The 18,714-nt window shown below is 63.9% G+C and carries 13 protein-coding genes and 1 tRNA gene; 10 read left to right on the top strand and 4 right to left on the bottom strand.

Annotation, left to right across the window (positions count from 1 at the left end):
* The first annotated feature begins 62 nt into the window (after nt 1-62).
* Entirely contained in the window at nt 63-914 is an 852-nt protein-coding gene (locus ACK4R0_RS11300) for a class I SAM-dependent methyltransferase (protein ID WP_409674034.1), read from the top strand.
* Nucleotides 915-924: 10 nt separating this feature from the next.
* A complete protein-coding gene (gene aguB, locus ACK4R0_RS11295; RefSeq protein ID WP_409674033.1) occupies nt 925-1,773 on the top strand; it encodes an N-carbamoylputrescine amidase in 849 nt (282 codons plus the stop codon).
* 40 nt (nt 1,774-1,813) lie between these two features.
* On the opposite strand, the gene ACK4R0_RS11290 is transcribed toward aguB, so the two are convergent.
* Nucleotides 1,814-2,479, bottom strand: coding sequence for a uracil-DNA glycosylase (locus ACK4R0_RS11290; RefSeq protein ID WP_409674032.1), 666 nt, complete (start codon nt 2,477-2,479; stop codon nt 1,814-1,816).
* A 22-nt stretch (nt 2,480-2,501) separates the two neighbouring features.
* Here ACK4R0_RS11290 and folK point away from each other — a divergent pair, with 22 nt between their 5' ends.
* Together folK and ACK4R0_RS11280 are read left to right on the top strand one after the other, a co-directional pair.
* A complete protein-coding gene (folK, locus tag ACK4R0_RS11285) occupies nt 2,502-2,996 on the top strand; it encodes a 2-amino-4-hydroxy-6-hydroxymethyldihydropteridine diphosphokinase (protein WP_409674031.1) in 495 nt (164 codons plus the stop codon).
* 90 nt (nt 2,997-3,086) lie between these two features.
* Nucleotides 3,087-3,162, top strand: a tRNA-Lys gene (locus tag ACK4R0_RS11280).
* 179 nt (nt 3,163-3,341) lie between these two features.
* On the opposite strand, the gene ACK4R0_RS11275 is transcribed toward ACK4R0_RS11280, so the two are convergent.
* Both ACK4R0_RS11275 and ACK4R0_RS11270 read right to left on the bottom strand, forming a co-directional pair.
* Nucleotides 3,342-4,688, bottom strand: coding sequence for a sensor histidine kinase (locus tag ACK4R0_RS11275; protein WP_409674094.1), 1,347 nt, complete (start codon nt 4,686-4,688; stop codon nt 3,342-3,344).
* A gap of 20 nt (nt 4,689-4,708) precedes the next feature.
* On the bottom strand, nt 4,709-5,410 hold the full coding sequence (locus ACK4R0_RS11270; protein WP_409674030.1) for a response regulator: 702 nt from the start codon (nt 5,408-5,410) through the stop codon (nt 4,709-4,711).
* A gap of 142 nt (nt 5,411-5,552) precedes the next feature.
* On the opposite strand from ACK4R0_RS11270, the gene ACK4R0_RS11265 reads away from it, so the two are divergent.
* The 6 genes from ACK4R0_RS11265 to ACK4R0_RS11240 all read left to right on the top strand — a co-directional run bounded on the left by ACK4R0_RS11265 (nt 5,553) and on the right by ACK4R0_RS11240 (nt 16,826).
* Nucleotides 5,553-8,195: a TonB-dependent receptor gene (locus ACK4R0_RS11265; protein ID WP_409674029.1), complete on the top strand. Its 2,643-nt coding sequence runs from the start codon at nt 5,553-5,555 to the stop codon at nt 8,193-8,195.
* 174 nt (nt 8,196-8,369) lie between these two features.
* On the top strand, nt 8,370-10,202 hold the full coding sequence (locus ACK4R0_RS11260; RefSeq protein ID WP_409674028.1) for a DUF885 domain-containing protein: 1,833 nt from the start codon (nt 8,370-8,372) through the stop codon (nt 10,200-10,202).
* A gap of 217 nt (nt 10,203-10,419) precedes the next feature.
* Nucleotides 10,420-11,751 carry an MATE family efflux transporter gene (locus ACK4R0_RS11255; protein WP_409674027.1) on the top strand — a complete coding sequence of 444 codons (1,332 nt, stop codon included), beginning with the start codon at nt 10,420-10,422 and terminating at the stop codon, nt 11,749-11,751.
* A gap of 110 nt (nt 11,752-11,861) precedes the next feature.
* Nucleotides 11,862-12,821, top strand: a complete 960-nt coding sequence (locus tag ACK4R0_RS11250; RefSeq protein ID WP_409674026.1) for a glycosyltransferase — start codon at nt 11,862-11,864, stop codon at nt 12,819-12,821.
* Between the two features lie 177 nt (nt 12,822-12,998).
* Nucleotides 12,999-14,096 carry a cell wall hydrolase gene (locus tag ACK4R0_RS11245; RefSeq protein ID WP_409674025.1) on the top strand — a complete coding sequence of 366 codons (1,098 nt, stop codon included), beginning with the start codon at nt 12,999-13,001 and terminating at the stop codon, nt 14,094-14,096.
* A 456-nt stretch (nt 14,097-14,552) separates the two neighbouring features.
* The gene (locus ACK4R0_RS11240; protein ID WP_409674024.1) at nt 14,553-16,826 is read left to right on the top strand and encodes an EAL domain-containing protein; all 2,274 of its coding nucleotides are present in this window, start codon (nt 14,553-14,555) and stop codon (nt 16,824-16,826) included.
* A 496-nt stretch (nt 16,827-17,322) separates the two neighbouring features.
* Here ACK4R0_RS11240 and ACK4R0_RS11235 read toward each other — a convergent pair whose 3' ends face one another.
* Nucleotides 17,323-18,606, bottom strand: a complete 1,284-nt coding sequence (locus tag ACK4R0_RS11235) for an enoyl-CoA hydratase-related protein (RefSeq protein ID WP_409674023.1) — start codon at nt 18,604-18,606, stop codon at nt 17,323-17,325.
* Between the last annotated feature and the right edge of the window lie 108 nt (nt 18,607-18,714).

Raw genomic sequence — 18,714 nt, 5'->3', positions numbered from 1 at the left:
GGGTATAGCGGCTGTCAGGTTACTGCCTATATTGCCCCAGAACCGACAAGAGGATTGCCCCCATGCGCCATTTGATCATCCCCGCCCTGATTGCGGGCACGGCCCTGCCCTGCCTCGCTTTCACCCAGCCTGCGTTTGCCATGCAGGCAGCCGATACCGCGAGTGCCGCAGCGATCGATGCTGCCGTCGCCGCAGATCTGCGCGGCGAGGACAAAGCGCGCGACCAGTATCGCCACCCCAAGGAAACGCTCGAGTTCTTCCAGGTGAAGCCCGACATGGTGGTCGCCGAATATGCCGCCGATGCCGGCTGGTACAGCAAGATCCTGGCGCCCTTGACCGCGACCAGCGGCAAATATGTCGCGCTGGGCGTTTCGCCGAGCAGCCCGTCGCTGAGCGCCGAGCGCAAGGCCACGATGGCGGCCTATCCGACGAGCTACCCCGAGCGCGCTGCCAAGGCGACCGGAGTGGGTCCGGACAAGATTCACGCCTATGTTGCCAACGCCGTGCCGGCCGAGATGCAGGGCAAGATCGACCGTGTGCTGATCTTCCGCATGCTCCACAACCTTCAGCGCTCGGGCATTCTGGGCAGCGAGCTTGACGCAATCCACGCGATGCTCGCACCGGGCGGCATGGTGGGTGTCGTGCAGCACCGCGCCAAGGCCGATGCGCCTGCTGCCTATGTCGATGGCTCCAAGGGCTATCTGAAAGAGGCCGATGTGATCGCGATGTTCGAGCAGCACGGCTTCGAGCTCGCCGGCAAGAGCGAGATCAACGCCAACCCCAAGGACCCGGCCGATCACGCCCAGGGCGTGTGGACGCTGCCGCCCAATTATGCGCTCAAGGATCAGGACAAGGCCAAGTACGCCGCGATCGGCGAATCCGACCGCATGACCTTGTTGTTCAAGAAGAAGTAAGTCCGCACCCATGACCGAGATCACCGTCGCCGCCTTGCAGTTGCCGCTGGGCGCAAGCGAAGCCGAAAACATCGAGGCGGTGACGGATTTGGTCGCCCATGCAGCCGACAAGGGGGCGCAGATCATCCTGCCCCCCGAGCTGTTCGAAGGGCCGTATTTCTGCCGGGTGGAGGACGAGGCGCTTTTCGCCAGCGCGCGGCCGACGGCCGAGCACCCCAGCGTGCGCGCAATGGCCAAGCTCGCCCGCCAGCTCAAGATCGCAATCCCCACCAGCTTCTTCGAGCGCGATGGGCCGCATCACTATAACTCGCTGGCAATGATCGACCCCGGTGGGGAGGTCATGGGGGTGTACCGCAAGAGCCATATCCCCGACGGTCCGGGCTATGAGGAAAAATACTATTTCCGCCCCGGCAACACCGGGTTCAAGGTGTGGGATGTCTGCGGCACGCGGATCGGCGTCGGCATCTGCTGGGACCAGTGGTACCCCGAATGCGCGCGCGCGATGGCACTGATGGGGGCCGAACTGCTGTTCTATCCCACCGCGATCGGATCCGAACCCTATGACAGCAGCCTCGACACCAGCCGGATGTGGCAGCGTGCAATGCAGGGCCATGCGGTCTCCAACTGCATGCCGGTGATCGCCAGCAACCGCATCGGCCAGGAAGGCGACCAGAGCTTCTACGGCCACAGCTTCATCACCAACCAGTGGGGCGACAAGGTGCTCGAATACGGCGCGCAGGAAACCGGCGTGCTGGTCGCGACGCTCGACCTTGACCTCGCGCGAATGCACCGCGCCGGAATGGGCTTCTTCCGCGACCGCCGACCCGAGCTTTACGGACGGTTGGCGCAGGACGTGTGAGATAACGTCATCCGGGACCTGATCGGGGACCCAGGGCGGATCACGCTAGGCGGTCGTCCCGCAGCGTGCAGGCGCGCGCGAACACCGCCTCGAACATCTCGGCGGTCAGCCGCCCGGTGTTGGTGTTGTACCGGCTGCAGTGATAGCTGTCGATCAGCACCCTGCCCTCGCCCAGATCGTACACCGCACCATGGCCGAAGGGATGGTCCGCAAGCCGCAGTTCCGCATGCCGCAGGAAACTGTCATGCGCGATCCGGCCCAAAGCTATGAACACCCGCAGTCCAGGCAGCGCATCGATCTGCGCGCTCAGGAACCGGCGGCAGGTGGCGGTTTCCTGCGGTGTCGGCTTGTTCTGTGGCGGCAGGCATTTGACCGAGTTGATGATGATCACGCCGGAGAGCGCAAGGCCATCATCCACACGGCTGTCATAGCGGCCGTTGCTGAGCCCGAACTTTGCCAGCGTCGCGAACAAAAGGTCCCCCGCATAATCGCCGGTAAACGGCCGGCCGGTGCGGTTGGCCCCATGCTTGCCGGGTGCCAGTCCGACGATGCCCAGCCACGCATCAGCATCGCCGAAAACCGGCACGGGCGCGTTCCACCAGTCGGGGTGTTCGGCCTGGCAGGCGTGGCGCAGCGCGACCAGCCTGGGGCACAGCGGACAATCGCCTGGCGGCTCGGTCTGCGGAATGGGGCTTACGCTGATCATGCCCAGGCGCTAGGCGCTGGCCATGATCGAGGCAAGACCAGCCACCTATCTGATTGCGCTGGGATCGAACCGGCGACACCACCGGGTCGGCGCACCCGCGCGCGTGCTGGACACGGCCGTGGCGGTGCTGGCCGCAGAGCATATCGATATCCTCGCGGTTGCGCCGCCGGTCCGGTCCCGCCCGATCGGTCCTTCGCAGCGCACCTATGCCAACAGCGCCGCGCTGATCAAGACCGCGCTTGCCCCCGATGCCCTGCTCGCCCTGCTCAAGCAGATCGAGGCACGCTTCGGGGCGCGGCGTGGCCAGCGCTGGTCGGCGCGCACGCTCGACCTCGACATCATCTGGTGGTCGGGCGGCACCTGGCATTCGCGGCACCCAGAGCTGATCATCCCGCACCAGGCGTTCCGCGAGCGCCGGTTCGTGCTGCAACCGGCCGCGTGGATTGCGCCGCGTCTGCGCGATCCGGTCACCGGGCGAAGCCTGGCGCAGTTGCTGCACCGGCTTACGCGGGCTTGACCCGTACCGGCTGTCCGACTAGGGGAGACGCCGCACAGGGGTCTGCCCCGGTCGATATCCGAAGGCGCCCCGCCGCGCGCCACCCGTGAGGGGCCCTTAGCTCAGTCGGTAGAGCAACTGACTTTTAATCAGTAGGTCGCTGGTTCGAACCCAGCAGGGCTCACCATATCTTCATTTTAGAGACAGCATGCATGGGCGCAATCGAGCGCCGATATGCGTTGTAGTGATCGATATCGCGCACCGATCCTGGAAACACCGCAGCTGCCGTCGCAAGGCCGCGAAAACCTCGATCGACCAACCGCTCCACCAGCTGTTCATTCCCAAATTTAGGCGACCCTTGCCCGGTCAGGCGCAGGGCAGCCGCAAGGTTGCGATCACGCCGCCGCCGGGGGAATCGGACAACGTGAGATCGCCGCGATTGTGCGTTGCAAAGTCGCGCACGATGCTGAGGCCCAGGCCTGCACCGCCGGTCCCCCGGTTGCGTGACGCGTCACCACGCTCGAACGGACGCAACAGGCGCTCGCGATCGGCTGCGGGGATACCGGGGCCATTGTCGCTGACCGATATGTGCACAAGGCGTGCGTCCTGCTCCAGAGCGATCGTGCCGCCGCCGGCATAATCGATGGCGTTGCGGACCAGGTTCTCGACTGCGCGCCGAAAGGCCGGTTCAGGGACCCGAACCGTGGCGTCATCGCCAGGCAAAAGCCGGAGCGGCGCCTCGTGCTGCGACATTTCGGTCACGACGTTCGCGAGGAGCGCGCGGACATCCACGGCCTCGGCAGGCGAAGCGGCGTCGCGGGCGAAAGTGAGCACTTCGCCGATCATCGCCTGCATGCGCTCGACATCCGCCACCATGCGCGCGCGCTGCGGCTCGGGCGCGGCCTCAATGCGGAGACGCAAACCGGTGAGCGGCGTGCGCAGGTCATGCGCAATGGCGGTCAGCATTCTGGCGCGCTCCGCAGCTTCTGTGGCAAGCCGGCTCTGCATCGCGGCAATCGCCTCGGCTGCTTCACGCAGTTCGCGCGGCCCCTCTTTCGGGATGTTCGTCGCGTCCGTCTCGAGCGCACCGGCCAAGGCGCGAAACGGACGGGTGAGCCGCCGTGCGAAGATCCACGCAAGCGGCGCCAGCAGCAGCAGGCTGACCGCCAGCGCGATCAGGATGCTGCGCTGCCATCCGCCCAGAAAAGGCTGAACGGGTTCAGCCACCAGCCAACGCCCTTCGCCCTGTCTTAGGCTGGTGGCATAGGCGGGCAGCGGCAGGTCGAGCAGCACATTGCCAAGCGCATCGCCCATGGCTCCGGGTTCAAGCACCTCAAGCCTGCCCGATCGTTTCGGGACTACGACGAAGGAGGAGGGGAGACTCCCTTTTTGGATGCGTAGATCTGATATGGCGGGCATCGTCCGAATGCTGACTGACACGGGCGCCGAACTGTCCAGACGGGTCACGCGCACGTCACGTTCAGGCTTGCCGAGCCTTGCTGCGATCAATCCCTCCAGCACGGCTATGCGGGCGCCTTGGGGTGGATTTCGATCGACCCGCCGCTCAAATCCGGGAAAGGGCCCCCGTATCGCCATGATGGCTTCGGACGCGGTCGTGCGAGCCGCAGGCGGCGGCGGGGCAGCGAGCACGATCGCGGCCGTGGTCGCGACGCTCAACGCCGCTACCGCGACCCCGAAACCGCCGATCGCCACCAACGCGCTGGGAGGCCGCTTCATGCCCGGCGCACCGCTGGAACAAACCGGTATCCCGCGCCGCGCACGGTTTCTATCAGCGCCGTCGGGTCGGCCTCTGCCAGCTTTCGCCGCAGACGGCTGACCGCGATATCGATCGCCCGGTCATAGGGTGCTGCATCGATTCCGCGGGTCAGGTCGAGCAACGTGTCGCGGCTGAGAACGCGTCCGGGGCGATGCACGAAGGCCGCGAGCAGCGCGTGTTCTCCTTCGGTCAGCAGCAACGCCCGGCCTGCCGGATCGCGCAGCCGCCGCTGCTCGGCGTCAAGCCACCAACCGGCAAAGGTCAACCCGCTGCCGCTGGATGAATGCTCCACCCGGTCGAGCGGTGGCCGCCGCAAAAGCGCGCGCACCCGCGCCAGCAGTTCGCGCGGTTCGAAGGGTTTGGTCATGTAATCCCACGCCCCGACTTCCAGCCCGACGATCCGGTCCGTCACCGCATCCAGCGCGCTCAGCATCAGGATCGGGGTGCCTCCACCACCGATGCGGCGGCACAGCGACAGCCCGTCCTCGCCCGGCATCATCACATCGAGGACAATGAGGTCCGCAGGCGCTTCTGCCAGCGCCTGTTCGCACGCAGCAGCATCGACGGCGGCCCGAACCGCATAGCCATGCGCGCACAGGAAGTCGGCAATCGCGTCGCGAATGCTCGCGTCGTCATCGACGATCAGAATGTTGCTCATGGAATCGGTCTTTGGCTCCATGCCGATGCTCCTAGCAGGGCTTTGTAGCATTCACGTATCAGCGCCGGTTACCATCTGGCCATCATCACGCTACCTGAAAGTGCTCTTTCCGGTCCCAGCACTGCCAAGCTGGAGAGACACCGTGAAAGCGCGAAGAAACTGGATTTTAGGCCTGTATGCCTGCACCCTGCCGGGCGCGATCGAGGCGCAGCCTGCCGTCGCGACCATATCGGAAACGTCGCAACCGAAAGCGCCAGAGGACAGCGCGCCCACCACCGCTGGCGTGCCAGCCAGGCGCGTGATCCTGGGTGATGATGAACAAGCCCTGCCTCCCGGACTGCTGCAAAAGATCGAAGAGCAGCTGAAGGCAGAAGAGGCGGCGAAGCCGGAAGGTGCCGCGCCCGCAGCACCCCGGATCAGGATCCTCGGCGCCGATGGCAAACCTGTGCCTCCCGAAGTCGCTCGCCGATTGCAGGAGCAGTTCAAGGATCTGATCCCGCCGGATGCCGACGTGGACGGCGCACAGAACCAGGGTTCGCCCGAAGAGCCGACCGAGCAGCCGCCGATCGTCGTCTCCTCGCAACGCTCACGCGGGGCTATCGATAGCGATATCCCGCCGGAACGGACCTTTGGGCAACTCGATATCAGATCGCTCGGTGCCGAGAACATTGCCGCCGTGCTCGACAATATCGCATCGCAAACCGCCAGCAACCGTGGTCGCGGCGACAGCGGCCCTGTGACGTTGCTCAACGGCCGCCGGGTCGCAGACTTCGCCGAGATCGCGCGGATACCTTCAGAAGCCATCGAGCGCATGGACATCTTCTCGGAGGAAGTGGCGCTGCAGTTTGGCTATCGCGCCGACCAGAAGGTCGTCAACATCGTGACCTACGCCAACTATCAGTCGCGTATCGGCCAGGCCAGTGCCCTGGTTCCGGGTGAAGGCGGGCGGGAAAGCTGGATCGCCAATGCCGACTATCTGCAGCTCGCTGGAGATACACGGATCGGGCTGGGCGCCAGCTACAGCCGCGCCGGCCAGCTGCTCGAAAGCAAGCGCGACATCCGCCAATTTTTGGGTGCGCCCGAACTGGCTACCGCGCGCACGCTGCTGCCTGCTACGGAAAACCTTGGCATCAATGGCGTTCTGAGCGGGCACCTGATGTCAGATATCGTGGCGACCATGAACGGACGGGTCGATGTCAACCGCAACGACAGTCTGCTTGGAGCGGGCGGCGGACAGGCTCTGCGACGCGGCAGCGACCGTACTCTCGTGCATCTTGGCACCACGATCAGCGGCAAACGCGGCCGCTGGCAGTGGAGTGCGCTCGCCAATTTGGACCGTACCGAGGCCGAGATATTGACCGATGTGGGTGGCGTGGGCATCCGGCGCGATGCCGCGCGATCAACCGACACGCTGGCCAATGCCGATTTTCTGGCATCAGGTCCGCTCGCCACCCTGCCTGCAGGACCGCTCACCGCGAGCGTGCGCGTTGGCGCGGAGTTCAGGGACTTCTCCAGCAGGGCAAGCGTTGCCGGAATCGAACTGGAGACTGATCTGGGGCGTGATCGCGGTGCGGCGCAGGTCAATCTTGGCGTGCCGCTGTTGGGCGAGGCCGATGGCAAGGCGTCACCGCTCGGCAACCTCGCCGTGAACGCCAACGCGGCGTTCGAGCGTCTTTCGGATGCCGGGTCTTTATGGACCTATGGCTTCGGCTTCAACTGGTCACCGGCCAAGGGTATCGATCTGGTCGCTTCGGTCACCCGCGAAGAGGGCGCGCCTGCGCTCGAACAGCTCGGTGGCCCGTTGATCGTCACCCCCAATGTGCGCACCTTCGATTTCGCCCGCCGCGAGGTTGTCGATCTCGCGCGCATCTCCGGCGGAAATGCGGCCTTGGTCAACGACGACCGGCAGCTTGTGCGGCTGGGCCTCAATCTGCATCCGCTTGCCAAAACCGATCTTTCCTTCAGCATCGACTATGTCCGCACCCGGATTGACAATCCGATCGCCCCCTTCCCCATCGTGACTCCGCAGGTCGAGGCCGCCTTTCCCGACCGGTTTACGCGGAATGGGAGCGGGCAACTGCTCACGATCGATGCACGCCCGATCAACTTTGCTGCGGCGCGCCAGCAGCAGTTGCGCTGGGGGGTGAACTTCACCCGCCCACTCGGGCAAGTGCCCGAGTTCATGCGCGATGCACGGGTTCGCGTCCTGACCAGCGAAGCCGAGGCCCGGCGCCTGTATCCCAACGCCCAAATGGCGCGCGCCCAGCCGGGAAGCGCAACCTTCCAGGCCGCGTCCAACCTCACCAGCCGCTTCTATGTCAGCCTCTATCACAACTGGTACCTTGAGGACGAGATCGCGCTGCGCGCCGGCCTGCCAACGCTGGATCTGCTGGAGGATGGCGCGGTCGATTTCCTGGGTGGCCGCCGACGTCACGAAATCGATTTCCAGGCGGGCGTCTTCAAACGCGGGCTTGGCGCACGTCTTTCTGCAAGCTGGAAGAGTGGCGCCCGGATTGGCGATGCGGGCGCGGCTGCAGGAGATCTGCGGTTCGGTGATCTGACAATCGTCAATCTCAACCTGTTCGCCAACCTCTCCGAGCGCTTCGGCGGCGCAGATGCACCTCGCTGGCTCAAGGGGGTGCGCGCATCCATTGGGGTGACCAACCTGTTCAACACCCGGCCGCAAGTGCGCGACGATGCAGGCGCGACACCGCTGAGCTATCAGTCCGCGTATCTCGATCCGCTGGGCCGGGTCTTCAGCTTCGGCCTGCGCAAGATCCTTTAGCCCAAGATCCTTTAGCCATGGGTGATGGTCGTTCCGATTGACCTGGCGGGCGAGAGGCGGGCGTGGCAGCCCCGTCTCCGGCTCGCCGCCCCACCCGCGCCGACGCTGCCATTTCTGCACTTGCCCCTTTAGCAATCAGGCTCTTATGGTCGCGGTCTAACCACGGGGACCATCATGCACCATAAACTTCGCTTCGCCGTTTCTGCGCTTGCCATAGCGCTTGCCGTACCCAGCACGATCGCATCGGCACCGGCAATTGCCGCACAGGCTGCCGAGGCCACGCAGGATGCGGCGCTGACCGCATTCCTGGATGCGGAGTTCGAAGAGTGGGTGAAGATCCAGCCACAGCTTGCCACCCGGCTGGGCCGCAAGGATGGCGGCGACAAGTGGAACGACATCGGCGACGAGGCTGCCGAAGCGCAGCTCGCCTGGCGCAAGGCCAGCGTTGCGCGGATGAAGGCGAAGTTCGACCGGTCGAAGCTGTCGGCCGAGGCGCAGGTCAATTACGATATCTGGGAGCTCGAGGCAGAGCGCGCGGAGTTGCAGCAGGCCAACCGCGTCTACCGCCCGCCTTTCTATTCGCGGCTGTACTCGGCGCACAGCCAGCTGCCCGATTTCCTGATCAACACCCATACCGTGGCCGACGCCACCGATTTGAGGAACTACATCGCGCGCGTACGCGGCATCCCTGCCCTGCTCGACGTTGCGATCGAGCGGACCAAGGCGAGCGAAGCAGCAGGCATCCGCGCGCCGAAATTCCAGATCGAATCGATCATCGCCGGGAGCAATAAGCTGACCAGCGGCGCGCCGTTCGGCGACGGCCCGGATGCGGCCTTGTGGGCTGACGTGAAGGCCAAGACCGAGGCGCTGGTCACCGCAGGCAAGCTGCCGCGCGCCGAGGCCGATGCAATCCTGGCCGAGGCACGCACCGCGATCGTCGATCTCAAGCCCGCTTATGACCGGGTCGTCGCCTGGGCGCAGACCAGCTTGCCCAATGCGCCGAGCGGCAAGGTCGGCGCACTCACCCTGCCCGATGGCCTGGCCTATTACGCCAACGAGCTCAAGCTCAACACCACCAGCGACTACACCGCCGAACAGATCCACAGCATCGGCCGCTCGGAAGTCGCGCGGATCGAGGCGGAGCAGGATGCGCTGGCAAAGTCTGCCGGCCTCAAGGACCGTAGCGCTTATTATGCCGAGCGCGCACGGCTCTACCCGCCCCGGCCCTTCGACGATGCTGCCCGGACCGAATATCTGACCACCGCCAACGCCTTTGTCGCGCGCACCCGCACGCTGCTCGAGCCTTATTTCAATTCGCTTCCCAAATACGGCATCGAGGTGGTCCGCGAACCGGCCTTTTCCGAAGTCGCCGGCGGCGCAGCCCATGCATCGGCGCCCAGCCCCGATGGGTCGCGTCCGGCGCGCACCTATGTCCATCTGGTCGGCACCGTGCCCGATCCTGCCGCGATGTACACCTTGATGTGCCATGAGGCCGTGCCCGGTCACAACATGCAGGGCGATATCCAGGTGCGGCAGACCAGCGGACCCAAGTTCCGCGCGGTCACCGGATATGTGGCGTTCGGCGAAGGCTGGGCGCTCTATGCGGAATCGTTGTGCAAGGAGATGAATGCGTTCCCCGATGTCGCGGCCGATTTCCTGCGGCTGGATGCCGAACTGTTCCGCGCCGCGCGCCTGGTGGTCGATACCGGCCTGCACGCCATGGGTTGGACCGAGGACGAAGCGGTCGCCTATATGAACACGACCGGACGTCAGCCGATCGAACGGTCGCGCTCCGAGATTCGCCGCTATATTACGCTGCCGGGCCAGGCCACCGGCTACAAGATGGGGATGCTCAAGATCGTCGAACTGCGCCAGCGGGCCGAGGACAAGCTTGGCGACAAGTTCGATATCAAGGGTTTTCACGACCTGCTGATCGCATCGGGATCGCAGCCGCTTTCGATCCTGGAGCGCCGGGTGGATGACTGGATCGCGCGCTCGGCGAGCTGATCGCGGCATCTTGCCGCACACGAAGTCCGGTTGCGAACCGAAACGGGCTTTTGCATCGGCAGCAATGCCCTATATGCAATAAGCCTCGGCGCCATCCCGCGCCGCATTCGCAACCGGACGACCCGCCATTTCTGATTCCACTGCATCGTCCGCCGATCTGCCCCCTGCCCCTTCGGGCGGCGGAACACCGTCGCCCGTGCCGGCTGCGACAAGGCCCGTGGGCCCCGGCAAGTTCCTGACCGGCAGCCTGATGCGGCACGTCGCTGTGATGACGCTGACATCCAGCATTGGCCTGCTCGCGCTGTTCCTCGTCGATTTCGCCGACCTGTTCTTCATCTCGCAACTGGGCGACCCGTCGCTGACCGCTGGCATCGGCTTTGCCAGCACGCTGCTGTTCCTCAATTCCTCGCTCAACATCGGCCTGATGATCACGATCAGCGCGCTGGCCGCCCGCCGCATCGGCATGGGTCGCAGCGAAACCACCCGCGCGTTGCTGGGCGAGGTGCTGATGCTGGGCGTCGCCATGGCGGCGCTGATCGCATTGGTGTTCTGGATCTTCGCGCCGCAATGGGTCGAGATGATGGGTGCGAGCGGCAACGCCAAGGATGCTGCGGTCAGCTACATCCGCATCGTCGCGCCATTTGGGCCGATCACCGTGGTGGGCATGGTCTGTTCGGGGCTGTTGCGCGCTTATGGCGATGCGCGGCGCGCGATGAACACCACGCTGGCGATGGCGGCAGGCAACGCGATCTTCGATCCGCTGCTGATGTTCGGCCTGGGCTGGGGATTTGTCGGCGCCGCCTGGGCCACGGTGATCTCGATCCTGCTGATGGCGGTGACCGGCATCGTGCCGATCCTGCGGCATTACGGCGGCTTTTCCATCCCCACCCGCGCAAGCTTTGCCGCCAATCTTGTCGATATCCGCAAGATCATGGTGCCGGCGGTCCTGACCAACCTGGCCACGCCTGTGGGCGGGATCATCGCATTCCGGCTGATCGCGGAATATGGCGAGGCATCGGTGGCGAGCTATGCGGTGATCGGACGGATCATTCCGCTTGCTTTCTGCCTGCTGTTCTCGCTCTCGGGCTCGATCGGGCCGATCATCGGGCAGAATTACGGTGCGGGCCAGCTCGATCGGGTGCGCGGGACGATCGATCGCGCGGTCCTGTTTGCAGTGGGTTTCACGCTGCTGGTCTGGCCGGTGCTGATCCTGGCGAGCGATGCGATCGGCACGATCTTCAACCTCCCTGCAGGAGGCATGGACCTTATCCACGCATTCGCCTGGATCGTGGTGCCATTGTTCTTTTTCAACGGATTGCTGTTCATTTCGAACGCCAGCTTCAACAATCTGGATCGCGCGTCGTGGTCCAGTTGGACCAACTGGGGTCGCAACACCGTGGGGGTCCTGCCGTTTGCGATGGTCGGCAGTGCGATCGGCGGCGCCCCCGGCGTGCTGATCGGTCAGGCGATCGGCGGAGTGATCTTCGGACTGGGCGCCTTTTGGCTGACGCGTCTGCGGCTCAGGCAGATCACGGCAATTGTGAGTTAACGCAATTTACCTCTTCGCCGACGCGCACTATGTGTTGGCGAAACCTTCCTGCGACGCTGCGGTTATTCGGAAACACGATGCCTCCACCATCCCCCCTCATTTCGGTCGTTATGAGCGTCTATAATGACGCAAGTTTCGTCGCGGCTGCGGTGCAGAGTATTCTGGACCAGACCGAGCGTCGTTTCGAGTTTCTCATCATGGACGATGGTTCGACCGATCGAACGGGTGAAATTCTCGACGAGTTCGCTGCTGCAGACGATCGCATCAAGGTGTTCCATCAGGCCAACCGGGGCACGATCGCGTCGGTCAACACGCTGTACGACCGCGTCGCCACGCCGCTGATCGCGCGGATGGATGGCGATGACATCGCATTGCCCAATCGCTTTGCGGTCCAGCTCGCCTTCATGATCGCTAACCCCGGCATTGCCGCGGTTGGCAGCAACACCCACGACATGGACGAGCGGGGCGTCGTCACGCCGTGCGAGCTGAGCTATCCGCTCGAACCCGACGAGATCGCTGCCGCGCTCAAGACCCGCAACGTCATATGCCAACCATCGATCATGATCCGCACCGAGGCGGTGCATGCCGTCGGCGGCTACCATGCGATGTATCGGCACTGCGAGGATTATGATCTGTGGCTGCGCATCTCGGAACGTTACGCCATGGCCAACATCGCGGAAAAGCTGCTGATCTACAGGCGGTCGGCCGGCCAGGTGAGCGAGAAGAACCGCTTTACCCAGGCCTATGGCTCGGTGCTTGCGCAGATAGCGCATTCCGAGCGCCTGGCTGGCCGACCCGATCCCTTCGCCGGGCGGGTCGAATATCCCACCGCCTCAGAACTTGAAGACATCTTTCCGGGTTCGCCGCTGATCGCGCAGATCCGTGAACGCGTTATCGACAGCGTCAAGTATTCGCGGGTGGGACTGAACGACGGCGGCATTGCGATGATGAAAGCCCATCTGCGCGAGACCGGCGACAAGGCAGATTTCTGGCGGACGACCGGACGCATGGTCAAGATGGGGATGATCCCGCAAGCGCTGTCGCTGTCGCTCGACCTGTTGCGGACCTGACAGCCCGATCGCTGGCTGGGCGGCGCGCATGTTAAGCTTCAAGGCGTGCGGTGTCCCGGTGCGAGACAGCGCGGATTAGCCACTGATTTCGTAACCGATTTGCGGTAGGGAATCGGCGACGGTGAGCCCGCCGGCCCGCCGACCGCCAGGATAAACCCCCTCCCAATGTCACGCGCCATGCCCGCCACGACCAGACGCCACGCCGCCATGGGGTTGCGGGAATGGGCTGCATGGCTGATGCTGGCGCTGGTGATGTCTCTGGGCGCCTCGCAGATCGTCAGCGCGCAGCGGAATGACGATATGGCTGCGGCGCCGCGCTATGAACCCAGCGGCGGCCTACCCTTCGAGCATTCGGGAGAGAATTTTCCTGGCTCGGCTTTCTATTATCTCGACGATGCCGGATCCCTGGCCCTTCCTGCCCCCGCAGTCATCTCGACGCTCGATGGCCGTGCCCCGGCCGCGAGCGAGTTCGTCCGCGGCGTCGTGCTGCGTGGGTCTCCGGTCGATCACGCGCGCGCACTGCAATGCCTGACCGCTGCGATCTATTACGAAGCAGCGATGGAGCCCGATGTCGGCCAGCAGGCCGTCGCCCAGGTCGTGCTCAACCGGATGATGCACCCCAGCTATCCCGATACAGTTTGCGGCGTGGTGTATCAGGGCTCGGAACGCGTCACCGGATGCCAGTTCAGCTTCAGCTGCGACGGTGCGATGGCGCGCGCGCCCAGCGCGGTGTACTGGGCCCGTGCGCGCCGTGTCGCCGAACGCGCGCTTGCCGGATATGTCTATCGGCCAGTCGGCACCGCAACCCATTACCATACCACCGAAGTCTCGCCGTATTGGGCACCCAGTCTCGATTTCATCGGGACGATCGGCGCGCATCGTTTCTACCGCTGGAAAGGCCTGCCCGGACGCAGCGCCGCCTTTGCCCGCCAGTATCTCGGCGCGGAGCCATTCCCGGGTCCCAAGCCCCGTTCGGTGTTCGTGCAAGCCGGCGCTGCCGATCCGCTGGATCCGCTGGTGCTGGCAAAGGCGTATGAGGCCGCACGGCTCAAGGCCGAGGCCGACAATGCCGTCTCGCTCGAGGCCGCGCGCCTTGGCCGGACGGTATCTGCGTCCGCAAGTCCGGTCGCTGCTTCGCAAGCGCCCTTGTACGCGCCCGACGTCGCAAGTCGCGGCGGCGATGCGGTGTTTCGCGGGCAAAACCTGCCCGATACCAGCCAGGTTCGGCCTGAGTATCGCAACAGCGGCCAGTGGATTCGCCAGCCCGGCACTTGAGGCCCTCGCAGGTGCGGAGGCCATCCTCGCCCTGCGATCGTTTACCCGTTAAGCATATCTGCGAACCGGCTTTGCCAAAGCCGGGTTAGGCTTTCTGCGCCTAAACCCTCTAATCGATCGATTAATTGCGCGCGGCAGATGTTCCAAACTGGGACAGATGCGGCGTCGTGTTGGTTAGGACCAGAGGACCGCACTTAGCGATCCCGCCCAGCAAGGAGAGAAAAGACACGCCTTCTCAATTCGATACCGCGTCGGCGCGCTACAATTCTTCCGTCAGCGCTCTGATTTTGGCCACCCCCGCAGGACGGTCAACCGGGCCCGAGGTTTGCTGCATCAATAGCCCCGATACGAGGGAAATTTGCAGTTTGGTAACCTTGTTGGCGGTATCACAGTGTACGAGGAAGTAACCACATGCAGTCTGTCGCCACTCGTATCAGCAGGAAAACGGCCAACCCGATGCGCATCATGCTCATCTGGGCGCTGGTATCCGGCCTGCTATTCGGGCTGGCTGATATCGGCAGGCCCGTCGATGACATGTTCCGAGCAATGCGGAACAAGGCCAGGGACCACAATGCCAGCGGCCAGGTGGCGGTGATCGGCATCGACAGCCTGTCGCAGCAAGAAATCGGCAACTGGCCCTGGACGGCGCAGCAATATGCGACGATGATTCAAAATATCGGCGCAGCCGGCGCCAAGCGCATATTCTTCGACTTTCCGATCAACGGCCTGTCTCGCGACCCTGGCACCGCGGCCTTGGCGGCCGCTCTGAAGGACAACCGCGGCAAGGTCTATCTGGCAGCCAATTTTTCGGAAGACGTGGCGACCGGGCAACGGATCCTGCTGGTTCCGCCGCCAGAAATGCGCCGCTACTCGCGCCTCATCAATACCAATGTGTGGATCAACGGCTTCAACGCCGTATGGAACGGCCGATATGCCAATAATGTCGGTGACCTCGCGGTTCCCTCGATAGCGGCTGAACTGTCCGGCGTCCACGGCGCGCTCGGCGAAGAATTTCCGATCGATTATTCGATCCGCATCGGGTCCCTACCCTATCTGAGCGCTAGTGAAGTTCTGCGCAACGAAGCCATCATGGAGCGGGTTCGTGGCAGCGACGTCATCATCGGCACAAACGCGCAAGGCATCGGCAACCGTTATGCGATCCCCGGGCATCGCCCTTCTGCGAGCGTCTTCGTCGCCGCACTCGCGGCTGAGACGCTGCTCGCCGGCAGGCCGACCACCATCGGCTGGTGGGTTCCGTTCCTGATCGCATTGGTGGTCACAGGGCTCATGCTGCGCGCTTCGCGCACTCCGCTGGTTCTGGGCATGATCGTATTGTTGCCGATCTGCGCACTCGGCCTGCCGCTGTTGCTCGAAATATACGGCATTTACACGCAAATCATGCCGGCCCTGGTGCTGATGCTCGGCGCGATGGGCCACCACGCATTGAAACTGCACCGGCAGAACTTCAATGAACGCGGCATGGTCAACGAAGTGTCGGGGCAGCCGAACCTCAATGCCTTGCGCTCTGCAGGCGTCGCTAGCCAGGATGGACTGATCGCAGCCCGCATCCACAATTATGCCGAAGCGGCGACGGCCCTGCCAGCAGCGGCCGAAAAGGAACTGGTCGAACAGATCATCATGCGCCTGTCGTTGGGCAATGGCGGGGCGCGGGTGTATCAGGGCGATGAAGGTATCTTCATGTGGCTGGTCCCCAGCGCCAACATCAACAATGTCGGCGACCAGCTTGCAGGACTGAGCGCGATCTTCCGCAGCCCGGCAAACGTGTCGGGCCGCCTCGTTGACCTGAGCATCGCATTCGGGGTCGATGCCGATCCCGGTCGCACGATACAGAGCCGGATGTCGAGTGCGCTGCTGGCATGCCAGGAAGCGCAGAATGCGGGCGAGCACTGGCGCGTCTACGACCCGACCAAGCTGGAAGCGACCGAATGGCGCGTATCCATGCTCGGCGAGCTCGACGCGGCGATCGACAATGGCGAGGTCTGGGTCGCCTTCCAGCCCAAGCTGGACCTTCTGTCGGGGGAAATCTGCGGCGCCGAGGCCCTCGTACGCTGGACCCACCCCGAAAAGGGACCGATCAATCCGGAGGAATTCATCACCGCGGCAGAGCGGCACGACCGGATCGAGAAGCTGACCGACCATGTGCTCAACCGCGCGGTCCAGGTTGCCGCCAGGCTCAACACCGGCGGCCGCAAGTTCGACATGGCGGTGAACCTGTCGCCGCGACTGATCGGCCACGCCAATCTCAAACCTATGGTCGTGCAGACGCTTCGGCGGCATGGCCTGCCGGCGGAACGCCTGATCCTGGAAATCACCGAAACCGCAGCGATGTCGAGTGCCGAGGCTGCGATGCAGGAGCTCAAGGAGCTGCGCAGCCTGGGCCTGCAATTGTCCATCGACGATTACGGCACCGGCTTTTCGACCCTCGATTATCTCAAGCGTTGCCCTGCCACCGAACTGAAGATCGATCGCAGCTTCGTCCGCATGCTCGTCTCGAGCCGCTCGGACCGGATCATGGTCAACTCGACGATCGAGCTGGCCCACTCGCTCGGTGAGGAAGTGGTGGCCGAGGGTGTCGAAGACAACGAAACGCTGCAGCTGCTTGGGCAGATGGGCTGCGACAAGGCCCAGGGTTATCTGATCGGTCGGCCGATGCCGTTCGAGGCTTTGCTCGACTATCTTGCCGCCTACGGCCCGGCCAAGGCCGCCTGACCCTCTCCATCACCGCCAACGGCTGACCGTGGCTTCGATTCCCGAATTTGGCGCGCCACAGGCGGCATGCCAGCAAGGCATGCCAACGGCTTACTGTGCCAACTTAAGTTAACGTCTTGTTGACCATTTTACATTCTGTTAGCATTTGTAATTGGGCGTGCCTCGTATTTCACGCTCGAATAAGGAGTGCTAAAAATGGCAAAGCGTACGAAACAGCCGGTTCGCGGTTTCTGGGATTGGCTCATGGGCGGCGGCTGGAGCTGATCCGAATAATCTCGGACTTTCAAGCATTTGACCCCGGCCAAAAGCCGGGGTCATTTTATATGCGGCTTGAAGGTGCTTTTTCCGGCCAGCCGCGATCGAGCGAACGTGCGCCATGCAGCGTATCGCCGACGGCGCAAAGCGCCGGTTCGATGATTCGAACTGGTTAACAAATCGGCGCTTTTCAGGGCAGAATCTGCGCCGTCTTTGATCGCACCAGCGAAAAACCGATACGCTATTTGCCCTGAAATCTCGGCGAACGTTTTTCGAGAATGGCATCGACCGCTTCACGATGGTCATCCATCTGCTGGAGCACGCCCTGCCAGATCGCCGCCTGATCGAGATGCTCGGCAAGCGAGACATCGCGCGCGTCCTTGATCAGCCGTTTGGTCTTGCGGATCGCCGAAGGCGGGAACTGCGCCACCATCTTCGCCAGTTCCAGCGCCCGGTCCATCAGCGCATCCCCCGGGACGACTTCGGACACCAGCCCATACCGCTCCGCCTTGTGCGCATCGATGAACTCGCCGGTCAGCATCATCTGGCTTGCCTTGGCCATGCCGATGATCCGGGGCAACAGCCATGCCCCGCCATCGCCGGGGATGATGCCGACCCGAAGGAAGCTCTCCGCGAACACCGCGTCATCGGCGGCAATGCGAATATCGGCCATGCAGGCCAGATCGCACCCCGCACCGATCGCGTGCCCGCGCACCGCGGCGATGACAGGCACCGACAGCCGGTCCATGGTCAGCGGGATGCGCTGGATCTGCGTCTTGTACCAGTTTTCGAGCTGCATCGGGCTCATGTGCTGTTCGGCGGTGAGCGCCTTGATCTGCTTGATATTGCCGCCCGAGCAGAAGCCTGCACCCTCGCCGGTCAGAATGACGCAATCGACATCCGGATCCGCATCGGCCGCCTCGAGCGCCGACACCAGCGCACCGATGACCTCCTCGGCGAGCGCATTGCGCGTTTCGGGTCGGTTCAGGGTGATCGTGGCGATCCGGTCTTCGACCGCATAGAGTACCGGCGGCGAGGCCACGCGTGCTTCGCGCGCAATGCGGTCAGCATATTCGCCGCTGTGAAACAGCAAGGGCGGCTTGCCTTCGCTCTCGTAATCCATGACCTCGCCGACCATGATCACGTGGTCGCCGCCTTCGTAAAGGTGGCGCGTGGCGCACACGAGCCGGGCAGAACACCCATCGATCCTTGGCGGGCCGTCGCTGCCGACATCGAGCCCCGCGAACTTGTCGTCGACCCGCGAGGCGAATCGGTTGGCAAGACAGTCCTGGTCGCTCGCCAGCACATGGACGGCAAAATCGCCGGCCTGCTCGAAGGCCGGCATGGATCGCGCCGAACGCGCCAGCGACCACAGCACCAAGGGAGGATCGAGCGAGACCGAATTGAAGCTGTTGGCCGTGACCCCGACCGCGTTGCCTGCTGCATCACGCGTGGTGACGATGGTGACGCCGGTGGCAAACTGCCCCAGGGCGTTGCGATAGGTCTTGGGATCGAAATGGGCCATGGCCACCGATTAGCGGCAGGCGAAGAGCAAAGGCAATGGCTAATGCTGACGGACCCAGCGCATCGACAAACTGCTTGGCCGGTCAGGCGGTCGAAGGTAAACCTTGCG

Origin of the sequence: Blastomonas sp. (genome assembly GCF_046294995.1) — a bacterium.
Taxonomy (GTDB): domain Bacteria; phylum Pseudomonadota; class Alphaproteobacteria; order Sphingomonadales; family Sphingomonadaceae; genus Blastomonas.
The sequence above is the reverse complement of the archived record's forward strand: the minus strand, read 5'-3'. Positions and strand labels throughout refer to the sequence as shown.

Coding starts and splice junctions, on each gene's coding strand:
- ACK4R0_RS11300 (WP_409674034.1), top strand. CDS start 63: ATGCGCCATTTGATCATCCCCGCCCTGATTGCGGGCACGGCCCTGCCC.
- aguB (WP_409674033.1), top strand. CDS start 925: ATGACCGAGATCACCGTCGCCGCCTTGCAGTTGCCGCTGGGCGCAAGC.
- ACK4R0_RS11290 (WP_409674032.1), bottom strand. CDS start 2,479: ATGATCAGCGTAAGCCCCATTCCGCAGACCGAGCCGCCAGGCGATTGT.
- folK (WP_409674031.1), top strand. CDS start 2,502: ATGATCGAGGCAAGACCAGCCACCTATCTGATTGCGCTGGGATCGAAC.
- ACK4R0_RS11270 (WP_409674030.1), bottom strand. CDS start 5,410: ATGAGCAACATTCTGATCGTCGATGACGACGCGAGCATTCGCGACGCG.
- ACK4R0_RS11260 (WP_409674028.1), top strand. CDS start 8,370: ATGCACCATAAACTTCGCTTCGCCGTTTCTGCGCTTGCCATAGCGCTT.
- ACK4R0_RS11250 (WP_409674026.1), top strand. CDS start 11,862: ATGAGCGTCTATAATGACGCAAGTTTCGTCGCGGCTGCGGTGCAGAGT.
- ACK4R0_RS11245 (WP_409674025.1), top strand. CDS start 12,999: ATGCCCGCCACGACCAGACGCCACGCCGCCATGGGGTTGCGGGAATGG.
- ACK4R0_RS11240 (WP_409674024.1), top strand. CDS start 14,553: ATGCGCATCATGCTCATCTGGGCGCTGGTATCCGGCCTGCTATTCGGG.
- ACK4R0_RS11235 (WP_409674023.1), bottom strand. CDS start 18,606: ATGGCCCATTTCGATCCCAAGACCTATCGCAACGCCCTGGGGCAGTTT.